Origin of the sequence: Sphingopyxis sp. OPL5 (assembly GCF_003797775.2) — a bacterium.
In the GTDB taxonomy this organism is placed as follows: domain Bacteria; phylum Pseudomonadota; class Alphaproteobacteria; order Sphingomonadales; family Sphingomonadaceae; genus Sphingopyxis.
Map to the genome: position 1 here is coordinate 3,497,646 of NZ_CP060725.1, position 22,242 is coordinate 3,519,887.

19 protein-coding genes are annotated in these 22,242 nt (G+C 67.4%); 10 read left to right on the top strand and 9 right to left on the bottom strand.

Translation table 11 applies throughout. The features are described 5' to 3' along the window. Positions 1–45 precede the first annotated feature (45 nt). The 4 genes from bamA to rpmE all read left to right on the top strand — a co-directional run bounded on the left by bamA (position 46) and on the right by rpmE (position 4,250). On the top strand, positions 46–2,748 hold the full coding sequence (gene bamA / locus EEB18_RS16870) for an outer membrane protein assembly factor BamA (protein WP_187140284.1): 2,703 nt from the start codon (positions 46–48) through the stop codon (positions 2,746–2,748). Beyond that, positions 2,748–3,434 (top strand): OmpH family outer membrane protein, encoded by a 687-nt coding sequence (locus EEB18_RS16875; RefSeq protein ID WP_187140285.1) that lies wholly within the window; start codon positions 2,748–2,750, stop codon positions 3,432–3,434. The genes bamA and EEB18_RS16875 overlap by 1 nt, the downstream gene beginning before the upstream one ends. 4 nt (positions 3,435–3,438) lie before the next feature. Then, positions 3,439–3,918: a 3-hydroxyacyl-ACP dehydratase FabZ gene (gene fabZ / locus EEB18_RS16880; protein ID WP_187140286.1), complete on the top strand. Its 480-nt coding sequence runs from the start codon at positions 3,439–3,441 to the stop codon at positions 3,916–3,918. Positions 3,919–4,022: 104 nt separating this feature from the next. Continuing rightward, positions 4,023–4,250, top strand: a complete 228-nt coding sequence (rpmE, locus tag EEB18_RS16885) for a 50S ribosomal protein L31 (protein WP_187140287.1) — start codon at positions 4,023–4,025, stop codon at positions 4,248–4,250. An 83-nt stretch (positions 4,251–4,333) separates the two neighbouring features. Here the strand turns inward: rpmE and EEB18_RS16890 are convergent, their stop codons facing one another. Continuing rightward, a complete protein-coding gene (locus EEB18_RS16890) occupies positions 4,334–5,806 on the bottom strand; it encodes a glycerol kinase (RefSeq protein WP_187140288.1) in 1,473 nt (490 codons plus the stop codon). A 529-nt stretch (positions 5,807–6,335) separates the two neighbouring features. On the opposite strand from EEB18_RS16890, the gene EEB18_RS16895 reads away from it, so the two are divergent. Both EEB18_RS16895 and EEB18_RS16900 read left to right on the top strand, forming a co-directional pair. Next, positions 6,336–7,715, top strand: coding sequence for a DEAD/DEAH box helicase (locus tag EEB18_RS16895; protein ID WP_056346766.1), 1,380 nt, complete (start codon positions 6,336–6,338; stop codon positions 7,713–7,715). A 363-nt stretch (positions 7,716–8,078) separates the two neighbouring features. After that, positions 8,079–9,113: an alpha/beta fold hydrolase gene (locus EEB18_RS16900; RefSeq protein ID WP_187140289.1), complete on the top strand. Its 1,035-nt coding sequence runs from the start codon at positions 8,079–8,081 to the stop codon at positions 9,111–9,113. Here EEB18_RS16900 and EEB18_RS16905 read toward each other — a convergent pair. From EEB18_RS16905 to EEB18_RS16935, 7 genes are all read right to left on the bottom strand, one after another. Continuing rightward, complete coding sequence (locus EEB18_RS16905) at positions 9,067–9,819, bottom strand: alpha/beta fold hydrolase (RefSeq protein ID WP_187140290.1); 753 nt, start codon at positions 9,817–9,819, stop codon at positions 9,067–9,069. The genes EEB18_RS16900 and EEB18_RS16905 overlap by 47 nt on opposite strands. A gap of 49 nt (positions 9,820–9,868) precedes the next feature. After that, positions 9,869–10,117 (bottom strand): hypothetical protein, encoded by a 249-nt coding sequence (locus EEB18_RS16910; RefSeq protein ID WP_262407973.1) that lies wholly within the window; start codon positions 10,115–10,117, stop codon positions 9,869–9,871. 273 nt (positions 10,118–10,390) lie between these two features. Then, a complete protein-coding gene (locus tag EEB18_RS16915) occupies positions 10,391–11,473 on the bottom strand; it encodes a helix-turn-helix transcriptional regulator (RefSeq protein ID WP_187140292.1) in 1,083 nt (360 codons plus the stop codon). Positions 11,474–11,551: 78 nt separating this feature from the next. Beyond that, positions 11,552–12,091 (bottom strand): phosphatase PAP2 family protein, encoded by a 540-nt coding sequence (locus tag EEB18_RS16920; protein ID WP_262407974.1) that lies wholly within the window; start codon positions 12,089–12,091, stop codon positions 11,552–11,554. 258 nt (positions 12,092–12,349) lie between these two features. Then, a complete protein-coding gene (locus tag EEB18_RS16925; protein ID WP_187140293.1) occupies positions 12,350–13,603 on the bottom strand; it encodes an N-succinylarginine dihydrolase in 1,254 nt (417 codons plus the stop codon). Next, positions 13,600–14,601: an arginine N-succinyltransferase gene (locus EEB18_RS16930; RefSeq protein WP_187140294.1), complete on the bottom strand. Its 1,002-nt coding sequence runs from the start codon at positions 14,599–14,601 to the stop codon at positions 13,600–13,602. Before EEB18_RS16930 ends, EEB18_RS16925 begins: the two co-directional genes overlap by 4 nt. Further along, positions 14,598–15,809 (bottom strand): hydrolase, encoded by a 1,212-nt coding sequence (locus tag EEB18_RS16935; protein WP_187140295.1) that lies wholly within the window; start codon positions 15,807–15,809, stop codon positions 14,598–14,600. The genes EEB18_RS16930 and EEB18_RS16935 overlap by 4 nt, the downstream gene beginning before the upstream one ends. Positions 15,810–15,982: 173 nt before the next feature. On the opposite strand from EEB18_RS16935, the gene EEB18_RS16940 reads away from it, so the two are divergent. The 4 genes from EEB18_RS16940 to EEB18_RS16955 all read left to right on the top strand — a co-directional run bounded on the left by EEB18_RS16940 (position 15,983) and on the right by EEB18_RS16955 (position 21,520). Further along, complete coding sequence (locus EEB18_RS16940; protein ID WP_187140296.1) at positions 15,983–17,173, top strand: GGDEF domain-containing protein; 1,191 nt, start codon at positions 15,983–15,985, stop codon at positions 17,171–17,173. 122 nt (positions 17,174–17,295) lie between these two features. Beyond that, on the top strand, positions 17,296–18,966 hold the full coding sequence (locus EEB18_RS16945; RefSeq protein WP_187140297.1) for an MFS transporter: 1,671 nt from the start codon (positions 17,296–17,298) through the stop codon (positions 18,964–18,966). Beyond that, positions 18,963–20,162, top strand: a complete 1,200-nt coding sequence (locus tag EEB18_RS16950) for an HlyD family secretion protein (RefSeq protein WP_262407976.1) — start codon at positions 18,963–18,965, stop codon at positions 20,160–20,162. The genes EEB18_RS16945 and EEB18_RS16950 overlap by 4 nt, the downstream gene beginning before the upstream one ends. Continuing rightward, a complete protein-coding gene (locus EEB18_RS16955; RefSeq protein WP_187140298.1) occupies positions 20,162–21,520 on the top strand; it encodes an efflux transporter outer membrane subunit in 1,359 nt (452 codons plus the stop codon). Before EEB18_RS16950 ends, EEB18_RS16955 begins: the two co-directional genes overlap by 1 nt. On the opposite strand, the gene EEB18_RS16960 is transcribed toward EEB18_RS16955, so the two are convergent. Next, a complete protein-coding gene (locus EEB18_RS16960; protein WP_187140299.1) occupies positions 21,517–22,188 on the bottom strand; it encodes a spermidine synthase in 672 nt (223 codons plus the stop codon). The two genes, EEB18_RS16955 and EEB18_RS16960, sit on opposite strands and share 4 nt — an antisense overlap. Between the last annotated feature and the right edge of the window lie 54 nt (positions 22,189–22,242).

Here is a 22,242-nt window from a genome sequence, read left to right on the forward strand (position 1 = left end):
ACCCGTGGGCAAGCGGGTTCGTCGCTTTTGAGTTATTTTTGCGGGATGAACAGCGTGGCTTCACACAAATTTTCGGCGCGGACGCAGCTGACGACGCTCCTCCTTGCCGGCACGATGCTGGCGGGGCCAGCGTTCGCGCAACCGGTGCCGCCGCCGACCGTCCCGGCGTCCACCGTTCCCGCCCCTTCGACCGAGGCGGTTCCGGCCGCCACGACGGTCCGTTCGATCACCGTCACCGGCAACCAGCGGCTCGAGGCGCAGACGATCCTGTCGTACCTGCGCCTGCGCGTCGGCCAGACCTATGACCGCGCGATGCTCGACCAGGCGCTGAAAGACCTGGCCTCGACCGAATTGTTCAAGGATTTCCAGATCAGCGACGACAATGGCGCGCTGACGATCCAGGTCGCCGAGAACCCGGTGATCAACCGCGTGATCCTCGAGGGCAACAAGCGCCTCAAGGAAGACAAGATCCGGCCCGAGATCAAGCTCTCGCCGCGCCAGATCTTCACCCGGTCCAAGGTCCGCGCCGACGTCGCGCGGATCATCGAACTCTACAAGCGCCAGGGCCGCTTCGCTGCGACCGTCGAGCCCAAGATGGTGTCGCTCGACCAGAACCGCGTCGATGTGGTGTTCGAAATCAACGAAGGACCGAAATCGAAGGTCCGCCAGATCAACATCATCGGCAACGAGAAATTCAGCGACGGCGATCTCAAGAGCGAGATGGCGACTAAGGAATCGGGCCTGCTGACCATTTTGTCGTCCAATACCAGCTATGACCCCGATCGTCTGGCTTATGATCAGCAGAAGCTGCGCCTGTTCTATCTTTCGAACGGCTATGCCGATTTCCGCGTCATTTCGGCGGTCGCCGAGCTGACGAGCAACAAGCAGGACTTCATCATCACCTATGTGGTGGAAGAGGGCGAGCGCTATAAATTCGGCCCGGTGAACGTCGAAAGCGAATTGCGCGACTTCCGCCCGGAAACGCTGAAGACGCTGCTGCCGATGAAGGAAGGCGACTGGTACGACGCCAAGCTGGTCGAGGACACGGTCGAAAGCCTGAGCGAGACCGCGGGCCTGTTCGGCTACGCCTTTGCCGACATCAATCCTGATTTCCGCCGCGATCCCGAAACGCGGACGATGGCGATCAGCTTCAACGTCGCCGAAAGCCCGCGTACCTACGTCGAGCGCATCGACGTCAACGGCAACACGCTGACCCAGGACAAGGTGGTTCGCCGCGAATTCCGCCTGAACGAGGGCGATGCCTTCAACAGCTTCGGCGTCAAGCGCACCGAAAACCGCATCAACAGCCTGGGGTATTTCCAGGAAAATCTCGAGATCGAGCGCAAGGAGGGCAGCGCCCCCGACCGCATCATCCTGGAAACCAATGTCGAGGAAAAGCCGACCGGCGAATTGTCGCTGTCGGCGGGTTTCTCGTCGATCGAGAATTTCCTGCTCCAGGCCTCGATCCGCCAGCGCAACTTCCGCGGTCTCGGCCAGCAGTTGCAGGCGTCGGTCAATTATTCGAGCTATTCGAAGTCGATCGAACTGGGCTTCACCGAACCCTATCTGTTCGACCGCAACATCTCGATCGGCGGCAGCGTCTATCGCCGCGACCTGAACTCGTTCAACTTCATCAACAACGACCGCCGCACGACCTTCCAGCAGGTCACGACCGGCGCGCAGGTCACCGTCGGTGTGCCGTTGACCGAATATCTGTCGGCGTTCGGCCGCTACAGCCTCAACTTCGACGATGTGACGCTCGACAAGACCCTCTATTATTTCGGCGACGAGTGCGATCCGCTGGTTGCCGGCCGTTATCTGTGCGACGCGATCGGCAAGCGCACGACCTCGCTGCTCGGCTTCACGCTCGCCTATGACGACCGCGATAACCGCATTCGCCCGACGCGCGGCCAGTCGCTGTCGATCAGCCAGGATTTCGCGGGTCTCGGCGGCAGCGTCAAATATGTCCGCACCCGCGCCAACGCGTCGAAGCATTTCAACCTTGGCAGCCGCTTCATCCTCAATGTCTCGGCCGAAGGCGGGTATATCTATCCGTTCGGCAGCGCGCCGACCGCGACCAGCGACAAGGTCCGCCTGACCGACCGCTTCTTCCTCGGCGAACCGCAGATGCGCGGTTTCGACATCCGCGGCGTCGGCCCCCGCGTCATTCGCTATTCGGTCGACAATACCGATCCGGCCAACCCCAAGGTGGTCACCGACACCACCAACCGTGGACAGATCGACGATGCGCTGGGTGGCCGCGCTTATTATCAGGGCCGGCTTGAGGTCGATATTCCGCTCGGCACGGGCGCCAAGGAACTGGGGCTGCGGCCGTCGGTCTTCCTCGACGTCGGTTCGGTGTTCGGCGTGAAGCGCCCGACCTTGACGACGCTGGCGACGTTCATCGATCCGGCTGACGGCCTGGCCAAGAACCTCTGTCGCAATTCGGCGACCGGGGGCACTAGCTTCGGCACGCTGGCGCCGCCGACCGACCATGACAATGATCCGACCACGCCGCCGGTCTCCGGGACGACCTATACGACCTGCCCCACGGGCACGACCTCGAACCTCGCGCCGTTCGAGGAACGCTTCTTCGGCGACAGCTGGATGCCGCGCGTTTCGATCGGCGCGGGCGTCAACTGGAACTCTCCTTTCGGTCCCTTCCGGATCGACTTCGCTTACGCCCTTCGCAAAGAAGAGGGTGATGACACCAAACGCTTCTCATTCAACGTAGGAACCCAATTCTAATGAAGAAAATCCTTGTCGCATCGGCACTGGCGATCGCCACGCTGTCGGTTTCGCCCATGATCGCCGCTCCGGCATTTGCGCAGGCCAAGGGCGTCGCCGTCGCCGACGTCCGCGTCGCCGCCGCGCGTTCGACCGCCTTCACCACCGCCAGCGGTCAGATCGAAACGACCTACAAGGCCGTGATCGACAATCAGAACACGCGCGCGCAGACGCTGCAGGCCGAAGTCAACGTCCTCGTCGCCAAATATAGCGAAGAGTCGAAAAAGCCGACGCCGAACCAGGCCGCGCTGCAGGCCGCCGCCAAGGCGGTGCAGGACAAGCGCCAGGCCGCGCAGGCCGAACTCAGCCAGATCGGCGCCCCGGTCGACCTCGCCATCGCTTATGTCGAGGACCAGATCAGCGTTCGCATGAACGAGGCGATCAAGGCCGCGATGACCGCCAAGAAGGTCGACCTGCTGCTCAACCCCGATGCGGTCATCCGCCGTGAGGACAGCGTGGACATCACCGATGCGCTGGTGGTCGAACTCAACCGCATCCTGCCCGCCGTCTCGACCGCGGTACCGGCCGGCTACCAGCCGGGCCAGCTTGTCCAGCAGCGCAACCAGCAGCTGATGGACGCCGCCCGCGCCGCCCAGCCGGGCGCCGCCGCGCCGGCCCCGGCCGGCACTGCGCCGACCACCCGCTAAGATCGTGGCGGACGGGGAAAAGACGGACGGCGCAAAGGGACCGGCGGATATCCGCCGGATCCTGGCGCTGTTGCCGCATCGTTATCCGATGCTGCTCGTCGACCGGGTGGTTTCGATGGTGCCCGACACCTCGATCCACGCGGTCAAGGCGGTGACGATGAACGAGCCCTTTTTCCAGGGGCATTTTCCCGGCCGGCCGATCATGCCCGGCGTCCTCATCGTCGAGGCGCTGGCGCAGGCCGGCGGCGTGCTGGCGATCGAATCGCTCGGCCTCGCCGGTACCGGCAAGCTCGTCTATTTCATGGGGATCGACGGCGTGAAGTTCCGGAAACCGGTCGAGCCCGGTTGCCTGCTCGACCTTCACGTCACGATCCTCCAGGCGAAGCGCAACATCTGCAAGTTCGAGGGACGGGCGATGCTTGGCGACAGCCTTGCGACCGAGTGCCAGTTCACCGCGATGATCGCCGATCCGCCCGCCGACTGACCACCCTTGCCAAATCACCCGTTCGCCGTTAGGGGACGCCGCTTCGCGTCCCCGGACGCACAGACTCAGCCGCTGGTCGGTAACCAGCGGCACAGGAGCCCGACATGAAAAAAGACATTCATCCCGCCTACCACATGATCACGGTCAAGATGACCGATGGCACCGAATATCAGACGCGCTCGACCTGGGGCAAAGAGGGCGACACGATGACGCTCGAAATCGACCCCACCGCGCACCCGGCGTGGACCGGCGGCAGCGGCCGCATGCTCGACGCTGCGGGCCAGGTCGCCAAGTTCAACAAGCGCTTCGGCGGTCTTACCCTCAAGCGCTGATCAGGCGTCGCCCCCGCGAAGGCGGGGGGCCGCTGGTAACCTTGCGCTGCATCGACAGCGGCCCCGCCTTCGCGGGGGCGACGTTAAGATAAAATCTTTGCAAGCGCGCTTTGCCACCCGGCAAGGCGCGTTTTGCGTTTGTCGGCGGCGAGCGCCGGGGTGAAGCGCGTCGCGGTGCCGCGCATTGCCTTGGCGGCGCTCGCCAGGTCGGGATAAAGCCCCGCACCGGTCGCCGCGAGCATCGCCGCGCCCAGCGCGGTGCTCTCGACGAAATCGGGGCGCTCGACGGTCAGGTCGAGCATGTCGGCCAGGTCCTGCGCCATCCAGTCGTTCGCCGCCATGCCGCCGTCGATGCGCAGGTCTGCCCAGTCGACTCCGTCGGCGGCGAAGGCCGATTTCAAATCATGCGCCTGATAGGCCTGCGCTTCGAGCGCGGCGCGCGCGACATGCGCCTTGGTGCTTGCAAAGTTCAGCCCCGATATCGCGGCGAGCGCGTCGGGGCGCCAGTGCGGCGCGCCAAGCCCGGTGAGGGCAGGGACCAGATAGACCCCGCCGTTGTCGGTCACCGATCGCGCCAGCCCCTCGCTCTCCCCCGCGTTCGCGAGCAGGCCGAGTCCGTCGCGCAGCCATTTGATCAGGCTGCCCGCGACGAACACCGAGCCTTCGAGCGCATAGCTGCGGTTATCGCCTTCCTGCACCAGCACCGTTGCGAGCAGGCGGTTGTTCGATTGCGGGCGCGTCGTCCCGCTCGCCGACAGGATGAAGGCGCCGGTGCCGAAGGTCGCCTTGGTCTGCCCCGGCGACAGGCATGCCTGGCCGATCGTCGCCGCCTGCTGGTCGCCCGCCATGCCGCAGATCGGAATCGCGCCGCCGAACAACGCCGGATCGGTGGTGCCGACGCTGGCCGTGCATCCGGTGATCTCGGGGAGCAGGTTCATCGGCACGCCGAGCAGGTCGCACAAGTCCGCGTCCCAGCCGCCGCCGCCGTTGATGTCCATCAACAGCGTGCGCGACGCGTTGCTCGCATCGCTGACATGCACCCCGCCGGTCAGCCGAAAGACCAGATAGGATTCGATCGTCCCGACCGCGAGCCGGTCGCCGGCTTCCTTCAATTGCGGCCAGTTTTTCAGCGCCCAGCCGATCTTGCTCCCCGAAAAATAGGGATCGAGCAGCAATCCGGTTTTGGCCTGTACCGCCGCTTCATGCCCCGCGTCTTTCAACGCCGCGCAGTCCGCCGCGGTGCGCCGGTCCTGCCACACGATCGCGGGCGCCAGCGGTTCGCCGGTCGTGCGGTCCCAGAAAACGATGGTTTCGCGCTGGTTGGTGATGCCGATCGCGGCGATGCGGTCGGCGCCGCCCGCTTTCTTGATCATCGCCCGCGTACAGGCGAGCGTCGCTTCCCAGATTTCGGCGGCGTCATGCTCGACGAGGCCGGGCCCGGGATAATGCTGCCGGAACTCGCGCTGCGCGCTGCCCAGCGGGGTGCCGTCGGCGGCGAACAGCATCGTGCGGGTCGAGGTCGTGCCCTCGTCGATGACGATGATTTTTTCGGCCAACCGGTTTCCCCCAAAGCTTTGACGGTGAACCTGCCAAAGGGGGCGGTTTAGAACAAGGGCAGGAATAGGGTTCACGCGGAGGCGCGAAGAAGAATATTCGCGCAGAGGCGCAGAGGCGCAGAGGCGCAGAGATCGCAGAGGAAGAAGAGCAAAAGGCGGCAAAGCCGCCAATTTTCCCTCTTCGTCTCTCCGTCCCTCCGCGTCTCCGCGCGAACAAAATCTCTGCGTTCTCTGCGCCTCTGCGCGAATCTCTTTTCTCGCCGACGCCGAACACTGCACAACGGAAACGTAATTATCTTGCAAAAGCGCGCAACCCATGCCATATGTTGTGCAGCGCAGCATGGCGGGATATCCCGCCGCAACACCCGGCAGCGTGATTTTCCCGCCCGTTTTCAGGCGCGGGACGAGCCGGACCAGCGCTTTGTCCCCAGAGGCACCCTTTCACGCGGGTCGTTTCGAACCCGCGGCCCGTGCGCCGTCCGTTCGATGCGAACGGATGCGCCTGCGCGTCGCCCATAGTGAGTATTTTATGACGACTTTCAACGACTTTGGCCTGCACGCCGACATCAACCGTGCGCTTGCCGCCAAGGATTATACCGTTCCCACCCCGATCCAGGTGCAGGCGATCCCGCCGCTGATGAAGGGCCGCGATCTGTGCGGCATCGCGCAGACCGGCACCGGCAAGACCGCCGGTTTCTCGCTGCCCTCAATCCATCACCTTTTGACCTATCCGCACCGCCCGACCCCGCGCGGCTGCCGGATGCTCGTGCTCGCGCCGACGCGCGAACTCGCGGCGCAGATCGCGCAGAGCTGCCGCGACTATGGCCGCTTCACCAAGCTGACCGTCTCGACCGTGTTCGGCGGCGTGCCGATCAACAAGCAGATCCGCGACCTGTCGGGCGGCGTCGACATCCTCGTCGCCACCCCGGGCCGCCTGCTCGACCTGATCGACCAGCGCGCGCTGCGCCTCGACGATGTCGAAATCTTCGTGCTCGACGAAGCCGACCAGATGATGGACATGGGCTTCATCCATTCGCTGCGCCGCGTGGCAAAGCTGCTGCCCTCGCGCCGCCAGAATCTGTTCTTCTCGGCGACGATGCCCAAGGAAATCGCGCACCTCGCCGAACAGTTCCTCGAGGATCCGGTGACGGTGTCGGTGACCCCGGCGGCGACAACGGTCGAAAAGATCAGCCAATATGCGACCTTCGTCGAACAGAAGGAAAAGCAGGCGCTGCTCCACGCGGTCGTCGCCAGCGAGGATATCGACCGCGCGTTGATCTTCACCCGCACCAAGCATGGCGCCGACCGCGTCGTGCGTCATCTGGCGGGCGCCGGCATCAAGGCGATGGCGATCCATGGCAACAAGAGCCAGTCGCAGCGCACCCACGCGCTGCAGGCGTTCCGTTCGGGTGACATCAAGCTGCTCGTCGCGACCGATATTGCCGCGCGCGGCATCGACGTGTCGGGCGTCAGCCATGTGATCAACTTCGAAATCCCGAACGTGCCCGAACAATATGTTCACCGCATCGGCCGCACCGCGCGCGCCGGCGCCGAGGGCAAGGCGATCAGCTTCATCGCCCCCGATGAGCGTCCGTATATGCGCGATATCGAGCGCGTCACGCGGAGCAAGTCCGAGCCGATGCCGCTGCCCGAGAATTTCAACGAGCTGGTCCGCAACCTGCCCAAGCCCGTTGCGGGTCCGCGCGACACCGGCAGCCAGGGCCGTGATCCGGGTCGCCAGCGCCAGGATGCGATGCGCGGTCGTGGCGGCGCCAAGCCCGGCGGCGATCGTGGTCCGCGCCGCGACGGTGCGGCGGGCGAGGGCGCCGAAGGCCAGCGCAAGCGCCGCTTCCGCCCGCGCAACAAGAGCGTCGGTGCGCACAAGGGCGCGGTAACCCGCGTCAACTGATCCAATCGGCCGCCGATCGATGCGCCCGCCTGGCGCATTGACGGCGGCCCCCGGTGCGCCAGACCCTGTTTCAGGCATATGGGAGCGACGTGATCGTCCAGCGAGCTGTGCTGGGGAGGAGCGTTGCGCAGGGCGGGCCGGTGGGCCCGTGCCAGCGACGCGACGCGCCCAGCGCGGCTCGCTGGACGACCGCCTCCGGCGGCGGGCCGATTTTTACGCGAGGACGTCGTTGCTCCTCGGTCACGATGGAAAACCATCGCTCCCTCCTCGCGCCTCGCCTCGCGTCAAAATCGGCTCCGTCACGCGCTTCCATATGCCTGAAACAGGGTCTAGGGTCGTTGTGGGTCAGGGTGGGGGACCGCGATGATCGACGACGACGACTATGAAGCACCGCCGCCGCGGCGGCACATGATGCGGCGCAAGCGGGTGCTGATTCCGCTCGGGCTGCTGCTCGCGATCGTCATCGCCTTCCTCGCGCTGCGCACCCCCGACACCGACCGCGCCGAGATGATCGCCAAATATGGTGGTCCCAGCGCGACCTTCGCCGCCGGTCCGGCGGGGCAGACCATCCATTACCGCGATCAGGGAAAGCGCGACGGTCCGGTCATCGTCCTGCTGCACGGGTCCAACAGCAGTCTCCAGACGTGGGAGCCGCTGGTGAAGCGCCTCGGCGCCGATTACCGCATCGTCACCCTCGACCTGCCCGGCCACGGCCTGACCGGCAGCACCCCCGACAAGGATTATGGTGCGAGCGGCATGATGGCGGCGGTCGACGTCGTCGCGGCCAAGCTCGAACTCGACCGTTTCACCCTCGGCGGCAATTCGATGGGCGGTTGGGTGGCGTGGCGCTATGCGCTGGGTCATCCCGAGCATGTCGACGCGCTGCTGCTGCTCGACGCCGCCGGTATGCCGCTGCGCGCGGGGGAGAAGCGCCCGCCGTCGAACATCGGTTTCCGCATCCTGCAATATCGTTCGGGACGCTGGCTCGCGACGCAGATCACCCCGCGTTCGCTGGTCGAGGAATCGCTGCGCGGGTCGGTGTCGAAGCAGGCCATCGTCGACGATGCGATGATCGACCGCTATTGGGAGTTGCTGCGTTTCCCCGGCAACCGCGAGGCGACCTCGCTGCGCGCGACCCTCGACCGCGAGCCTGCGATGGCCGACCGTATCGGCGACATCAAGGCGCTGACGCTGATCCTGTTCGGCAAGGAGGACCGGCTGATCAATCCGAGTGCGGCGCAGAGTTTCCACGAACGCCTGCCGGGGTCGGAGGTCGTGCTGCTCGACGGCATCGGCCACCTGCCGATGGAGGAAGCGCCCGACGAGACCGCCGCGGCGATCGCCGATTTCCTCAAGCGGCGGCTTGTTGCCCCGCCGGCGCGTCCAGAAAGTCGCTGATCCGTCCGGCGATCTTCGCCGCATGGGTAAAGGGGAACATGTGCGACCCCTGCACCACTTCGAGCAGCGCGCCGTCGATCAGTTCGGCGATCAACTGGCCGTGGCACGCGGGTACGACCCCGTCCTGCTCGCCCATCAGCACCAATGTCGGGATGCTCTTCAGCGTCGGCAGCATCGCCGCGCTCGTCCAGCCCGCCATCGCCATGCTCTGATAGGCCAGGCCGAGCGGGGTCGCGGTCGGCAGCTTGAGCCCGCTCGCGAGCATGTCGTCGTCGAGCAGCGCCGCCCAGCCGATGCCCGGCGCCGACACGGCCGGGGTCGTCGCCATCAGCACCATCCGCCGGATGCGACCGGGGAATTGCACCGCGACCTGCTGCGCCATTGCACCACCCCAGCTGAAGCCGGCGATGTCGATCGTCTTGTGGCCGAAGCGATCGGCGATCTCGATCAGGATCGCGGCCATCGTCGGGGCGCCATAAGGCAGCAGCGCATCGGGCGACCCGCCGACGCCCGGCATGTCGAGCGTCCAGACCTCGCGGTCGTGAAGCTGCGCCAGCAGCGGTGCCGCCGCGGCGATATCGGCGCCGATCCCGTTGAGGAACAGCAAGGGCGTCTCGCCCGCGCCGACGCGCCAGCGCGCGACGCGCAGCGTCAGGCCGTACACATGTTCCATGCTGAGGGTGGGGGCGCCGCTGATCCTGCTCATGGCCCCAGCCTTGGCAGCTTTTGGTGACGCGCGAAAGTCCGCGGGCGCCTCAGCCCGGCTGGGGGACGGGGGCGGCCGCCTTCTCGGCGCGCTCGTAGCGCAGGCAATCGAAAATCTTGGCGCCGGCGAGGAACACCGACCCGCTGCACGCGACGAGCAGCAATTTGCCGCCGAACCCCGGATATTCGTGGAGATAGATCATCCCGCGCGCCATCGCCCCGACCCCGAGCGCGTAGATGATGAGGCAAGCCTCGAGCTTGGTTTTGATGACGAACAGGCGTCCGATTTTTTTCAGCATCACCATTTATCCAGCAAGAGCCGTGCCAGTGGCGCAAATCGGGGATTCGGCGCGACGGACTTATGGTAAACTGTAAGTTAATCCGACAAGCGAGGGAAGGGCGGGGAAAGATTGTCCCAAAACCCATCGCCGAAACGCAAAGCGGCACCCCCGCATCGCTGCAAGGGTGCCGCTGACTGACAACCCAGGGTCGCAGAAGGGCCGGCAGTTGCGCACCTTATCGCTACCCCGGACCCGTCCCGCATCCTCCATATGGAGGATGGAGCGAAATATTCAGCCGGGTGTCGTCGCGCCGATCCGCGCCAGCAGCGACGCCAGATCGGCCTGCCGCGCGCAGCCGGTCTTTTCGAGGACCCGGCGCAGCTGGGTGCGCACGGTGCTGATCGCGACGTCGCCGTCGGCGGCGATCGCCTCGGGGGTCTCGCCGCCCGCGATGCCCCTCGCGACGCGGGCCTCCGACGGGGTCAGGTCGAACAGCGACTTCATCAGCGTCGCCGACGGCGCGCGCTCCGATGCGACCGGGATCAGCAGCAACAACGCATAGGAATCGCCGAACACGTCGTGCGCGCTGCGCCGTACCGGGACGACATGCGCGACCAGTTCGGGATCGCCCGCGAAATCGCGGATCGGAAAGGATCGCACCCGGTCGCCGGCATCGCTGCCCAGCGCCGCGAGCGCCTCGGCCAGCATCGTGTCGGCCTGTTTGTCGGCCAGCCGCAACCGCCCCATCGCGCCCCAGACGAGATGGCCGCCGAGCTCGTCGACCAGCGGGCTCGCCTCGGCGACGTCGCCGTTCGCGTGGAGCAGCAGCGCGGGCAGGCGCAGCGCCGCCAGCGCCTCGGTCGCCCCCTCGGCGCGCTTCAGCTGCAAGCGCGCGCTGACCAGCGCGCTGCGCGCGATATGCGGGCGGAGCCCATTGAGCCGCGCGACATTCTCGGGCTCGATCGGTCCGCCGTCGAACGCGCGCTCGACGCTGAACACGATATTGTCGCCGGTCGGCAGCTGCAGCCCGGTCCCCGCCGACCAGCCGAGCCCGCGCGGGCGAAAAAAGTCGCGATATACCGGATCGGCGCTCAGCTCCTCTTCGCTCCAGAAATCATATTCGACGAAGAAGGAGGGCGCCTCCTGGCTCATCAGGCAGACGCGGCGGCTGCATTTGCCGAACCAGCCGTCGTGGACATAGGCATCGAACGCCTCGGCGACGCTGTCCGACGCCGTCCAGTTCAGTGCCTTGCGCGCCGAAAACAGCAAACCGCCGGTGGATCCCGCCAGCGCAGCGACATCGTCGAGCACCGCAGGCCAAGCCTCGGGCACCACCGAACATTCGTAGATGCGGTCGATCAGATCGTCTTGCATCGAAAAGCCCCCCGGCGAATTGTCGCCATAGTCGGACTTTGACGGTGGAATGCAAGCGCGTCGCGACGGCGCGGGTCTTCAGAAGCGCATCGTCATCGCGATACCGCCGCTTTTGGTGCCGCCCCAGGGCAATATCTGGACGCGGTCGTTCGCCTTGCGGGTGATCAGGAAACCCGCGGCTTCGCCGATGGCGGCGCCGACGAGTACGTCGTGCACATGATGCTTCTCCGCCTCGACGCGGCTCAATCCGACGAAGGCCGCGACCAGCTGCGCGGGAACGCCGACCTTCCAGCCGTAGCGATTCTGCAGCGTCGCCGCAGCGGCGAAGGAAATCGAGGTATGCCCGGACGGGAAGCTCTTGTTGTCGCTGCCGTCGGGGCGGCGTTCGGGAAAAGCCTCCTTCAGCCCATAGGACAGGCCCCCGGCCACGCCGACGCTTCCCCCGGCCTGCAAGACGCCGTCCCAGTCGCTCTGCGCCGCCGGCACGCCGAAGGCCGCGACGACGAGCGCGTCGCGCGCGAGCGATCCGGCATCATTCCATCCCTTGTCGCTCGCGTGAGCGGAGGGGGCAAACGCCAGCGCCGTGGCGCCACCAAGAACGATCAGCGATCTACGCACGGCATCTCTCCCGACCGGCGACCAAAAGGGTCGAATCGCTGCCGTCCCGGAGCGCGTTTGCGTCAGCGACGCACAGGAAAAGTGGAGCATCGCGCGGCGCAATTCGACGACGGCAGACCCGTCGCTCAAAGGCTAGGGCCGCGACCGGATCATGCCCATAAGCAGACGCTCAAAGGGACCGGCATAAGCGGGAGTCCTATGCCGTCACGGCGCCGCGAGGGTCAGGTGCCGGTCGGGTTGTCCGGCCGTCCGGCCAGCTCAGGCCAGCTCGCTCAGCTCCAGCGCCTCCAGCAACGCCGCGCGCGCGCGCCGTACGTCGGCGGTCAGACCCGCCGAAGCGAGATCGGCCGCTGCAATCGCCTCCGGCCAATGCCGGGCCACAATCTCGGAAATCCGGTCGAGTTTGCCGGCATCGGCCATGAAGCGCGGATCGACCCTCGCCGGATCGGCGACGACGCGCAGCCGCAGGCACGCGGGGCCACCGCCATTGGCCATCGACTGGCGGACGTTGACCGGCAGCAGTTTGCGGATCGGGCCGTTGCCCGCGACATGCGCTTCGAGCCAGCTCCACACCGATGCGGTGTCCTGCGCCTCGGTCGGCAGGACGAGCCCCATGCCGCCGCCGTCGGGCAGCGAGACGAGCTGGGCGTTGAACAGATAGGATTTGATCGCGTCGGGCAGGCTCACCGCATCGGCGGGCACCTCGACGATCTCGACCGCGGGGAAGGCGGCGCGGATTTCGGCATGCGCCGCCTCGCGGTCGTGGAAGGCGGTTTCGTGGGTGAACAGCACGCGCTCGTTCGCCACCGCGACGACGTCGTTGTGGAAGGCGCCGCCCTGGATCGCGCTGTCCGACTGGCGGATGAACAGCGTGCGCGCGGGATCGAGCCGGTGATGCCGCGCGATCGCCTTCGACGCGTCGAGATGCTGGCGCGCCGGATAGCGCCCGCCACCGACGCCATAGACGAAGATCTCGACCCCGGCGGAGCCGTGGCCGTCGCACAGCCGCATATGGTTTGCCGCGCCCTCGTCGCCGAATGGGGCGGGGACGGGCCCGTGCACCGCGAAGGCGGGGTCGGCGAAAGCCACCCTGAGCTGCTTCAGCGTGCCCTGCCACTCGTGGCTGCGGTGCGGCATGGTGACGAGGTTGGCGACGGTCAGATGGCATTTGCCATCGCCGCTGTCGGGGGCGGGAGAGACCGTCGCGGCGTTCGCCGCCCACATCGCCGACGCCGACCAGGCCTGCGCGCGCAGATGCGGCTCGGCACCCTCGAGCGTCGTTCCCAGCACCTCCAGCCATGGCGCATCGGGCCGGTCGAGCGGGGTGAAGAAGCCTTGCGGCAAGCCGAGCGCCAGATTGTGGCGCATCTTGTCGATGCCCTGCAGTGCCGCGGCGCGCGGCTGCGACACGTCGCCGGCGTTCGACGCCGACGCGATATTGCCGCGGCTCAGCCCCGCATAATTATGCGTCGGGCCGATGATCCCGTCGAAATTGATTTCGGTGAGCATCAACGCCCGATCCAGCTGATGTCGTCGCCCTCGCCCACACCCAACAGCTTCGCGGCCGCGCCGTCGAGCGTGTCGCCATCGCCGACTTTGCCGAAACAGCAGCGGAAATCGGCGAGCCGCCCGGTCGCGACCAGCGCATCGGCGCCGCCTTCGGCAACCGCGGTCACCGTGCCGTGCCGCGCGTCCTTGATGCTCGCGACCTGGTCGGTGCGCGCGGTCATCGTCGGGCCGCCGTCGAAGATGTCGACGTAATTTTCATAGGCGAAATTCTCATTTTCCAGCATCCGCATCGCCGCGCGGCCGCTGGGGTGCGGCACCCCGATGACGCTGCGCGCATGGTCGTTCAGCATCGCGATATAGACCGGATGCTTGGGCATCAGGTCGGCGATGAACTGGTTGCCATGGACCGCGTTGAACTGGTCGGCTTCCTGAAAACTCATCCCGAAGAATTTGCCCGCGACCCCGTCCCAGAAGGGCGATCCGCCCGCCTCGTCGATCACCCCGCGCAACTCGGCGAGGATGCGGTCGCCAAAGCGCGCGCGGTGCCGCGCGATGAACAGATAGCGCGAGCGTGCGAGCAGCAGCCCGAGCCCGCCGGCGCGCGCCGCGGGGTGGAGGAACAGTCCGCCGACCTCGCTCGCGCCGTTAAGGTCGTTGCTGAGCATCAGCACCTGCGCGTGAAAGGTGCGGCCGAGCTGCTCGCTATGCTTGCTGTCGGTGCCGATGCGATAGGAGTAGAAGGGCCAGCGCTGGCCGACCTGTCCGAAAATCTGGCAGGTGCCGCGCACCTCGCCGCTGTCGAGGTCCTCTAGCACGAGCAGATACAGCTCGTCCGACGGATATTCCTTCTCGCACGCGAAACTCGCCTCGGCGCGCTCGAGCTTGGTGCGTAGCGCCTGCCGGTCGGGGGGCAGGTTGGTGAAGCCGCCGCCGGTCAGTTTCGCCATCTCGTAAATGCTCTGCAAATCGCCCGGCTTGGCCGCCCGGATCACATAATTCACACCGTCCCCCGTTCCGCTATTTTCATCATGGTCAGCGCCGACAATTGCGCCCGTTCGGCCAGGCTGTCGACGATCAGAAATTCGTCCGAACTGTGGATCGCGCCGCCGCGCGGTCCCATGGTGTCGACGACGGGCACGCCGCACGCCGCGATATTGTTGCCGTCGCACACCCCGCCGGTCGCATTCCAGCTGATCGGCGGCAGCCCGAGCGCCGCGCCGCAGTCGCGCACCAGTTCGAACAGGCGCGTCGCCGCGGCGTCTAGCGGCTTGGGCGGGCGGTTGAAGCCGCCGTGGAGGTGGCAGTGGACGTCGTGGTCGCGCGATACCGCGGCGATCGCATCGCGCAGCGCGACCTCGGCGGCGACCATCGCCTCAGGGGTCGAGGGGCGCATGTTGACGCGCAGGATCGCCTGGTCGGGGACGACATTGTTCGGCCCGCCGCCGTCGATTTTCGCCGGATTGACTTTCAATTCCAAGGATTTGAGCGCGTTCAGGCGCAAGGCCAGATCGGCCGCCGCGATCAGCGCGTTGCGCCCGTCGTCGGGGTTCCGCCCGGCATGCGCCGACAGGCCGTGCACGGTGATGCTGAAGTTGCCGCTGCCCGGCCGCGCGCCCGCCAGCGTGCCGTCGGGCAGCGCGGGTTCATAGGTGAGGGCGGCGGTCTTGCCCTTCGCCAGTTCGGCGATCAGCGCGGCGGAGGCGTGGCTGCCCGTTTCCTCGTCGCTGTTGATCATCACGTCGTAGCCGACGCGCGCGGCAAGCGGCGAGGCTTCAAGCGCGGTCAGCGCGGCAAGGATCACCGAGATGCCCGCCTTCATGTCGGCGGTGCCGGGGCCGTTGAGCACGCCGGGCTCGCGCCATTGCAATGTCTGGAACGGATGATCGGCGGCGAACACCGTGTCCATATGGCCGGTGAGCAGCAACTGCACCGGCGCCGCGGGCCGCACCCGCAGGTGCAGGTGGTCGCCGCGCTGCGTCGTCCGGATATTCCCCGCCGCATCGACGCTTTCGACCGGATCGGGCGCGACCAGCCGGATGTCGCCGGGCAGTACCGCAAAAGCATCGGCGAGCATGGCGGCGACGGTCTTGAGCCCGGCAAGGTTGCCGGTGCCGCTGTTCACCGCCGCCCAGCGCTCGACCTGTCCGAGCATCGGCGCATCGGCGGCGCGTTCGATCGTCGCGCTTTCGCTGGTGGTGAGGCTGGTCATGCGAAGGGGTATAGCGAGCGAGGACGCGCTTTGGCACCCCCCGCGCTGCAATATCGTTGCGGATGATACCGTAACAATCTGGCCCGCCGCATCATCGCGTCGCAGGGGGCGCCATTAACGAAAGATTCGTCGCTGCTATCCTATCGTTGGCGACATCATTGCAGTTCGGGTCCATGACAGCCGCCTTCATTCTTTCCACCAACATGTCGCTCATCGGCATCTTCGCGATCGCCTTTGCGGTGGTCGCGGCGATGAATCGCGACGCGTGCGGCGTGCGGTGGATCGCGCTCGGCTATGCGATGGGAATCGCCTATCTCGCGCTCGAATATCTGCAGACGACACAGGTCGACCCGACCCCGGTCGGCGTGAGCATCTTCCTGGTTTTCCTGCTCTCGCAAAGCTTCTGCATGATCGGCGTGGCGCGGCACTATGGTGTCGCGCCGCCGTGGATCGCGATGGCGGCGATCTGGAGCCTGACGATCCTCGCGGTGCCGGTGGTGTTCAGCCTCGTCTATGGCTCGCCGCTGCGGTCGATCCTCTATCAGGCGCCCTATATCGCGATGCAGCTGCTGTTCGCCGTGCTCGTCTGGCGATCGCAGCGCCGCCAGCCGCTCGACATGCTGTTCCTCGCGCTGCAACTGGGCGTGGCGCTGCTCTATCTCGCCAAGCCGCTGATCGCCGCGATCGTCGGCACCGCGCGCTCGCCGCAGGGCTATATGGACACGGCCTATGCCGCCATCTCGCAGAGCGCGAGCGTCGTGCTGCTCGTCGCGATCGCGCTCGTGTTGCTGCTCGTCATCATGCGCGACACGGCGGCGGAGATGGTCGCGCGGTCGGAAACCGACGTGCTGTCGGGCCTGCTCAACCGCCGCGGGTTCGATGCGCGGGCCGAAGACGCGCTGGCCCGCGCACTTCGGCTTGGCGAGCCCGCGGTGCTGATCGCCGCCGACCTCGACCATTTCAAGGCGATCAACGACAGTTTCGGCCATGCCGCGGGCGATGACGTGATCGCCGCCTTTGCCCGATTGTTGCGCGACCATATGCCGCCCGGCGCGATCGTGAGCCGCCTGGGGGGCGAGGAGTTCGCGGTGTTCGTCACCGGCGCGACGCTCGCCGAGGCGCGGGGCCTTGCCGAAGCGGTCCGCACCGCCTTTGCCGCGACATCATTCGCCCATCTTGGCATCACGCGTGCCGTCACCGCGTCGTTCGGCGTCGCGCAGTTGGCGGCCGGCGACGGTCTGCTCACCCTCTCGCGTCGCGCCGATGCCGCGCTTTACCGCGCGAAGGCGCGAGGCCGGAACCGCGTCGGTACCATGCTCTCCGAACTCGCACCGATGCAGCCGGCGGGGGTGGCGGCGGGTTAGGAGGCGCGGCGCAGCGCCCGGCGCGACGATAAGGTGTGTCGCATCCGGCCTGCGCTGCTATAGGAGGCCGATGATCGGAAACGGCCGGACCATGCGCGCGGGAACCGCGCCCTTTACTCGCCATGGCTGAGGGGGCCGTATCCGGCGGTTATGTCTACAAGCCGCACGAACGCCCGATCATGCCGGGGTCGCCGGCAAACCCCGACCATCCGGGGCGGCGCAAGCTTTTCTACCTGTTTATCGGTTTTTATCTCGCGATCGTCGGCGGATTCCAGAACGGGCTGCTGCTCGCCAACCTGACCGCGTTGCAGGGCCATCTCGACCTCACCCCCGTCGAGTCGGGGTGGGTCACCGCCGTCTACAGCATGACCAACGCCTGCATGAGCATATTGCTGTTCAAGGTGCGGCAGGAATTCGGCATCCAGCGCTTCGTGCGCGCGACGATGTGGGCGCTGTTGCTCGCCAATTTCCTGCAATTGTTCGATGCGGGATACCGGCTCGAACTGGTGTCGCGCGGCATATCGGGGATCGCGGCGAGCGGGCTGTCGACGCTCGCGGCCTTCTATCTGATGCAGGGGATGCCGGCGAAGGCGCGGATCGGCGGGCTGCTGCTAGCGATCGGCATTTCGCAGGTCGGCCTGCCGCTGGCGCGCGCGATTTCGCCGCTGCTGCTCGCCGACGGCAATGTCTATAATCTGTTCGTGCTGCAATTCGCGATGTCGCTGGTCGCGGTCGGGTTGGTCAATGTCCTGCAATTGCCGCAGGGCGATACCGTCCGCTCGTTCGGCAAGCTCGACCTCGTGACCTTTCCGCTGCTCGCGGTCGGGGTGGGGCTGCTCTGCGCCTTTTTTGTCCAGGGCCGCATCGTGTGGTGGACGACGCCCTGGCTCGGCGGCACGCTGGCGGCGGCGATCCTGCTGATCGGTATCGCGTTCCTGATCGAGCATAACCGTGCCAACCCGATGCTCCACACGCGCTGGATGGGGAGCAGCGACCTGCTGAAATTCGCGCTGACCGGCGCCGCGGTCCGCGTGCTGCTGTCCGAACAGAATTTCGGCGCCTCGGGCCTGCTCTCTGCGGTCGGCATGGGGAACGACCAGCTTGTCACTTATTATGCGATCCTCGCGGCCGCGACGCTGGCGGGCGGCGTGCTCGCGGTGGCGCGGCTCAACCCGCTCGACCTGCGGCGGCCGATCCTCGTCTCGCTCGCGGTGATCGCGGTCGCCGCGTTCGCCGACACCCATTCGGGCCTGATGACGCGGCCCGGGAACCTGTATCTGACCCAGGCCGCGCTGGCCTTTGCCGCGGTCTATTTCATGGGGCCGATGCTGATGGAGGGCTTTGTGCGCGCGCTCGCCAAGGGGCCGTCGTACGTCATCAGCTTCCTCGCGGTCTTCAACCTGTCGCAGACCTTGGGCGGCCTCGCCGGGGTCGGCGCGCTGTCGGCGTTCCACACGCTGCGCACCAAGCAGCATCTGATGACGCTGGGCAGCAGCCTGTCGACGAGCGACCCCGGGGTGGCGCAGGCGATCAACGCGCTCGCGAACGGCCTCGGCGGCACGATGACCGACCCGGCGCTGCGCAGCGGGGTCGCGGGGGCCCAGGTGGTGCAGGAGGTGGCGCGCGAAGCCGCGATCCTCGCCTTCAACGATATTTTCTTCGTCATCGGCAGCCTGTCGGCGCTGGCCTTCGTGGTCATGTTCGCGCGCTGGCTCTATGATCGCCGGCGCGGGGTCAACCCGCTGGCGAAGGAACTCGAAGCCCTCCAGAAAATGTTGGCAAGGACTCAATGACCGACAAGACCACATCCGATCCCGCGCCCGCCGGCCCGCCGCCGGTTCCCGCCGAAACGGCAAAGCCCGCGCCCGCGCCCGCGCCGACGCCCGCACCCGAACCGGCCGCGCCGCCCGCCGACGCCGCGCCCGCCGAAAGCGGCGAAGGCAGCGGCTGGCGGCCCGATCGTTCGCGGCGGCAGATGGTGCTGTTCGGCCTCGTCATCGTCGCCGGGGTGCTCGCGGCGCTCTATGCCTGGGGCCTGCCGCCCTTCCGCGCGTCGAGCCAGACCACCGACAACGCCTATGTGCGCGGCCAGACGACGATCATCGCGCCGCAGGTCGGCGGCTATGTGACCGAGGTGCTGGTGCAGGATTTCCAGACCGTGCAGCCCGGGCAGGTGCTGGTGCGGATCGACGACAGCATCTATCGCCAGCGCGTCGCGCAAGGGGCCGCCAGCATCGCGGCGCAGACCGCCAGCCTCGACAACAGCGCGCAAAGTCAGCGCTCGGCCGAGGCACAGGTCAAGGCGCAGGACGCCGCGGTCGCCAACGCCCGCGCCCAGTTGCAGCGCGCGCAGGCCGACATGCGCCGCGTCAATGAACTGGTCGATGCGGGATCGGTGTCGCTGCGCGAACGCGACCAGACGCTCGCCGCGCTGCGTCAGGCGGAAGCCGGGGTCCGCGCGGCCGAGGCGCAGCGCCAGATCGCGCTCGAACAGGTGCGCTCGGTCACCGTCGGGCGCGGCGGGCTGCAGGCCGGGGTCGAAAATGCGAAGGCGACACGCGGGCTTGCCGACATCGACCTGATGCGGACGGTGGTGCGGGCGCCGCGCGCCGGCAAGCTGAGCGAAGTCACCGTGCGCGTCGGCCAGCTCGTCAATCCGGGGACCCAGATGATGTATCTGGTACCGCAGAAACATTGGGTCGTCGCCAATTTTAAGGAAGCGCAGACCGCGAAGATCCGCGTCGGCCAAGCGGCGACGCTGCGCATCGACGCGCTCGGCGGCGCCGAGCTCAAAGGGGTGGTCGAAAACATCGCCCCGGCGGCGGGCAGCGAGTTCAGCATCGTCAAGCCCGACACCGGATCGGGCAATTTCGTCAAGGTGCCGCAGCGTATCGCGGTGCGGATCCGTATCGAACCCGGTCAGAAGCTCGCCGAGCGATTGGGACCCGGCATGTCGGTGATCGCGACCGTTCGTACCGGGGCCGAGTGATGCGGCGCGTTCTTCCGATCGCGGTGCTGCTGCTTGCCGGCTGTGCCCCGGCGATCACGCCGCGCCCCGATGCCAGCCTCGTCGCACCGCCCGCCGACTGGCGCACCGCGATGCCCGCCGCCGGTCCGGTCGAGAGTGCCTGGTGGGCGGGCTTCGGCGATGCGCGATTGTCGGCGCTGGTCGACCAGGCGCGCGCGAACAATACGGATCTGGCGATCGCGGCGGCGCGGGTGGCCGAGGCGCGGGCGCAGGAACGCGTCGCCCGATCGCTGCTGCTGCCGACGCTGTCGGCCAATGTCCCCGGCGCCGAGGCGCGCAGCGTCAATGCCTTCGGCCAGCCGAGCGAAAGCTTCTCGGCGCAGCCGGCGTTCCAGGCGGCGTATGAGATCGACCTGTTCGGGCGCAACGCCGCGACGGTCGACGCGGCGCGCGCCAATGCCGCCGCCGTCGCGGCGGCGCGCGAGGCGGCGACGCTGTCGGTCAGCGCCGCGACCGCGAGCAGCTATATCGTCCTTCTCGCGCTCGACGAGCGGCGCGCCTTGCTGGTGCAGACGCTGGCGTCGCGTGGCGAGGCGCTGCGCATCGCGCGCGACCGCGCCGAGGCGGGCTATACCTCGCGGCTCGAACTCAGCCAGGCCGAGGCCGAATATCGCGGCACCGAGCAGCAGATTCCGGCGATCGAGGCGGCGATCGCGCGGCAGGAAAATGCCTTGTCGCTGCTCGTCGGCGATACGCCGCATGCGATCGATCGCGGCGCCGATTTCGACGCGCTCGTTACCCCGGGGGTGCCCGCCGTGCTGCCCTCCGACCTCGTCCGCCGCCGCCCCGACATCGCGCAAGCCGAATATGCGCTCGCCGCGACCGACGCCAATTTGCGCGGCGCACGCGCGCAGTTCCTGCCGCAAATCCGCCTGTCGGCGTCGGCGGGGGCGGCGATTTCGTCCTTGCTCGACGATCCGATCTCGGTCTGGTCGATCGGCGGCAGCATCCTGGCGCCGATCTTTTCGGGCGGGCGGTTGCAGGGCCAGTTCGATGCGGCGACCGCGCAGCGCGACCAGGCCGCCTTCGCCTATCGCCGCACCGTGCTCACCGCCTTTCGCGAGGTCGAGGACCAGCTGGCGGTGATCGACCGGATCGGGGTGCAGCAACAGGCGCTGCTCGCCCAGCGCGCGGCGGTCGCCGAAACATTGCGCCACGCGACCAACCGCTACCGTGCCGGCTATTCGCCCTATCTCGAACAGATCGACGCGCAGCGCGCGCTGTTCGCGGTCGATATCGCGCTGATCCAGCTGCGCACCGACCGGCTCACCGCCTATGTCGCGCTCTATCAGGCGCTGGGGGGCGGGGCGCCGACCTAGGCCGTGCGGGCGAACCAGATGACATGGCGGCCGCCCTTGCCGTTCGCGCGGGCGCGCACCGCCGCTTCCTCGACAGCGAAGCCCGCGTCCTTGAGCTGGCGGGTGAAGCGAACGTCGGGCGCCGCCGACCAGATCGCGAGGATGCCGCCGGGGCGCAGCGCGGTGCGCGCCCGCGCCAGACCCGCCATCGAATAGATGCGGTCGTTGCCGGTGCGGGTCAGCCCGTCGGGGCCGTTGTCGACGTCGAGCAGGATGGCGTCGTAGCGCCGCGTCGCACCGCCGATCACCGCGCCGACATCGTCCAGCACCAGGTCGACGCGCGGGTCGTCGAGGCAGCTCGCGGTGAGCGTCGCCATCGGCCCGCGCGCCCAGTCGATGATCTCGGGCACCAGCTCGGCGACGGTGATGCGGGCGTCGGCGCCGAGCCGCGCCAGCGCCGCGCGCAGGGTGAAGCCCATGCCGTAGCCGCCGATCAGCAGGCGCGGGGCGGCGTCGTCGCGCAGCCGGTCGCAGCTCATTTCCGCGAGTGCTTCCTCGGACCCGCTCATCCGGCTGGTCATCAATTCGCTGTGGCCGAGCGTGATGAAATAATCGTCGCCGCGCTGGAACAGGCGCAGCGGGTCGCCGCCGGGGACGTCGGCGGTGGCGAGGAGGATGCGCGGGGTCATGCGGCGCGTATAGACGGATGGCGGGGCGTTTGGCGAGGCCCCGGCGCCGCGGTC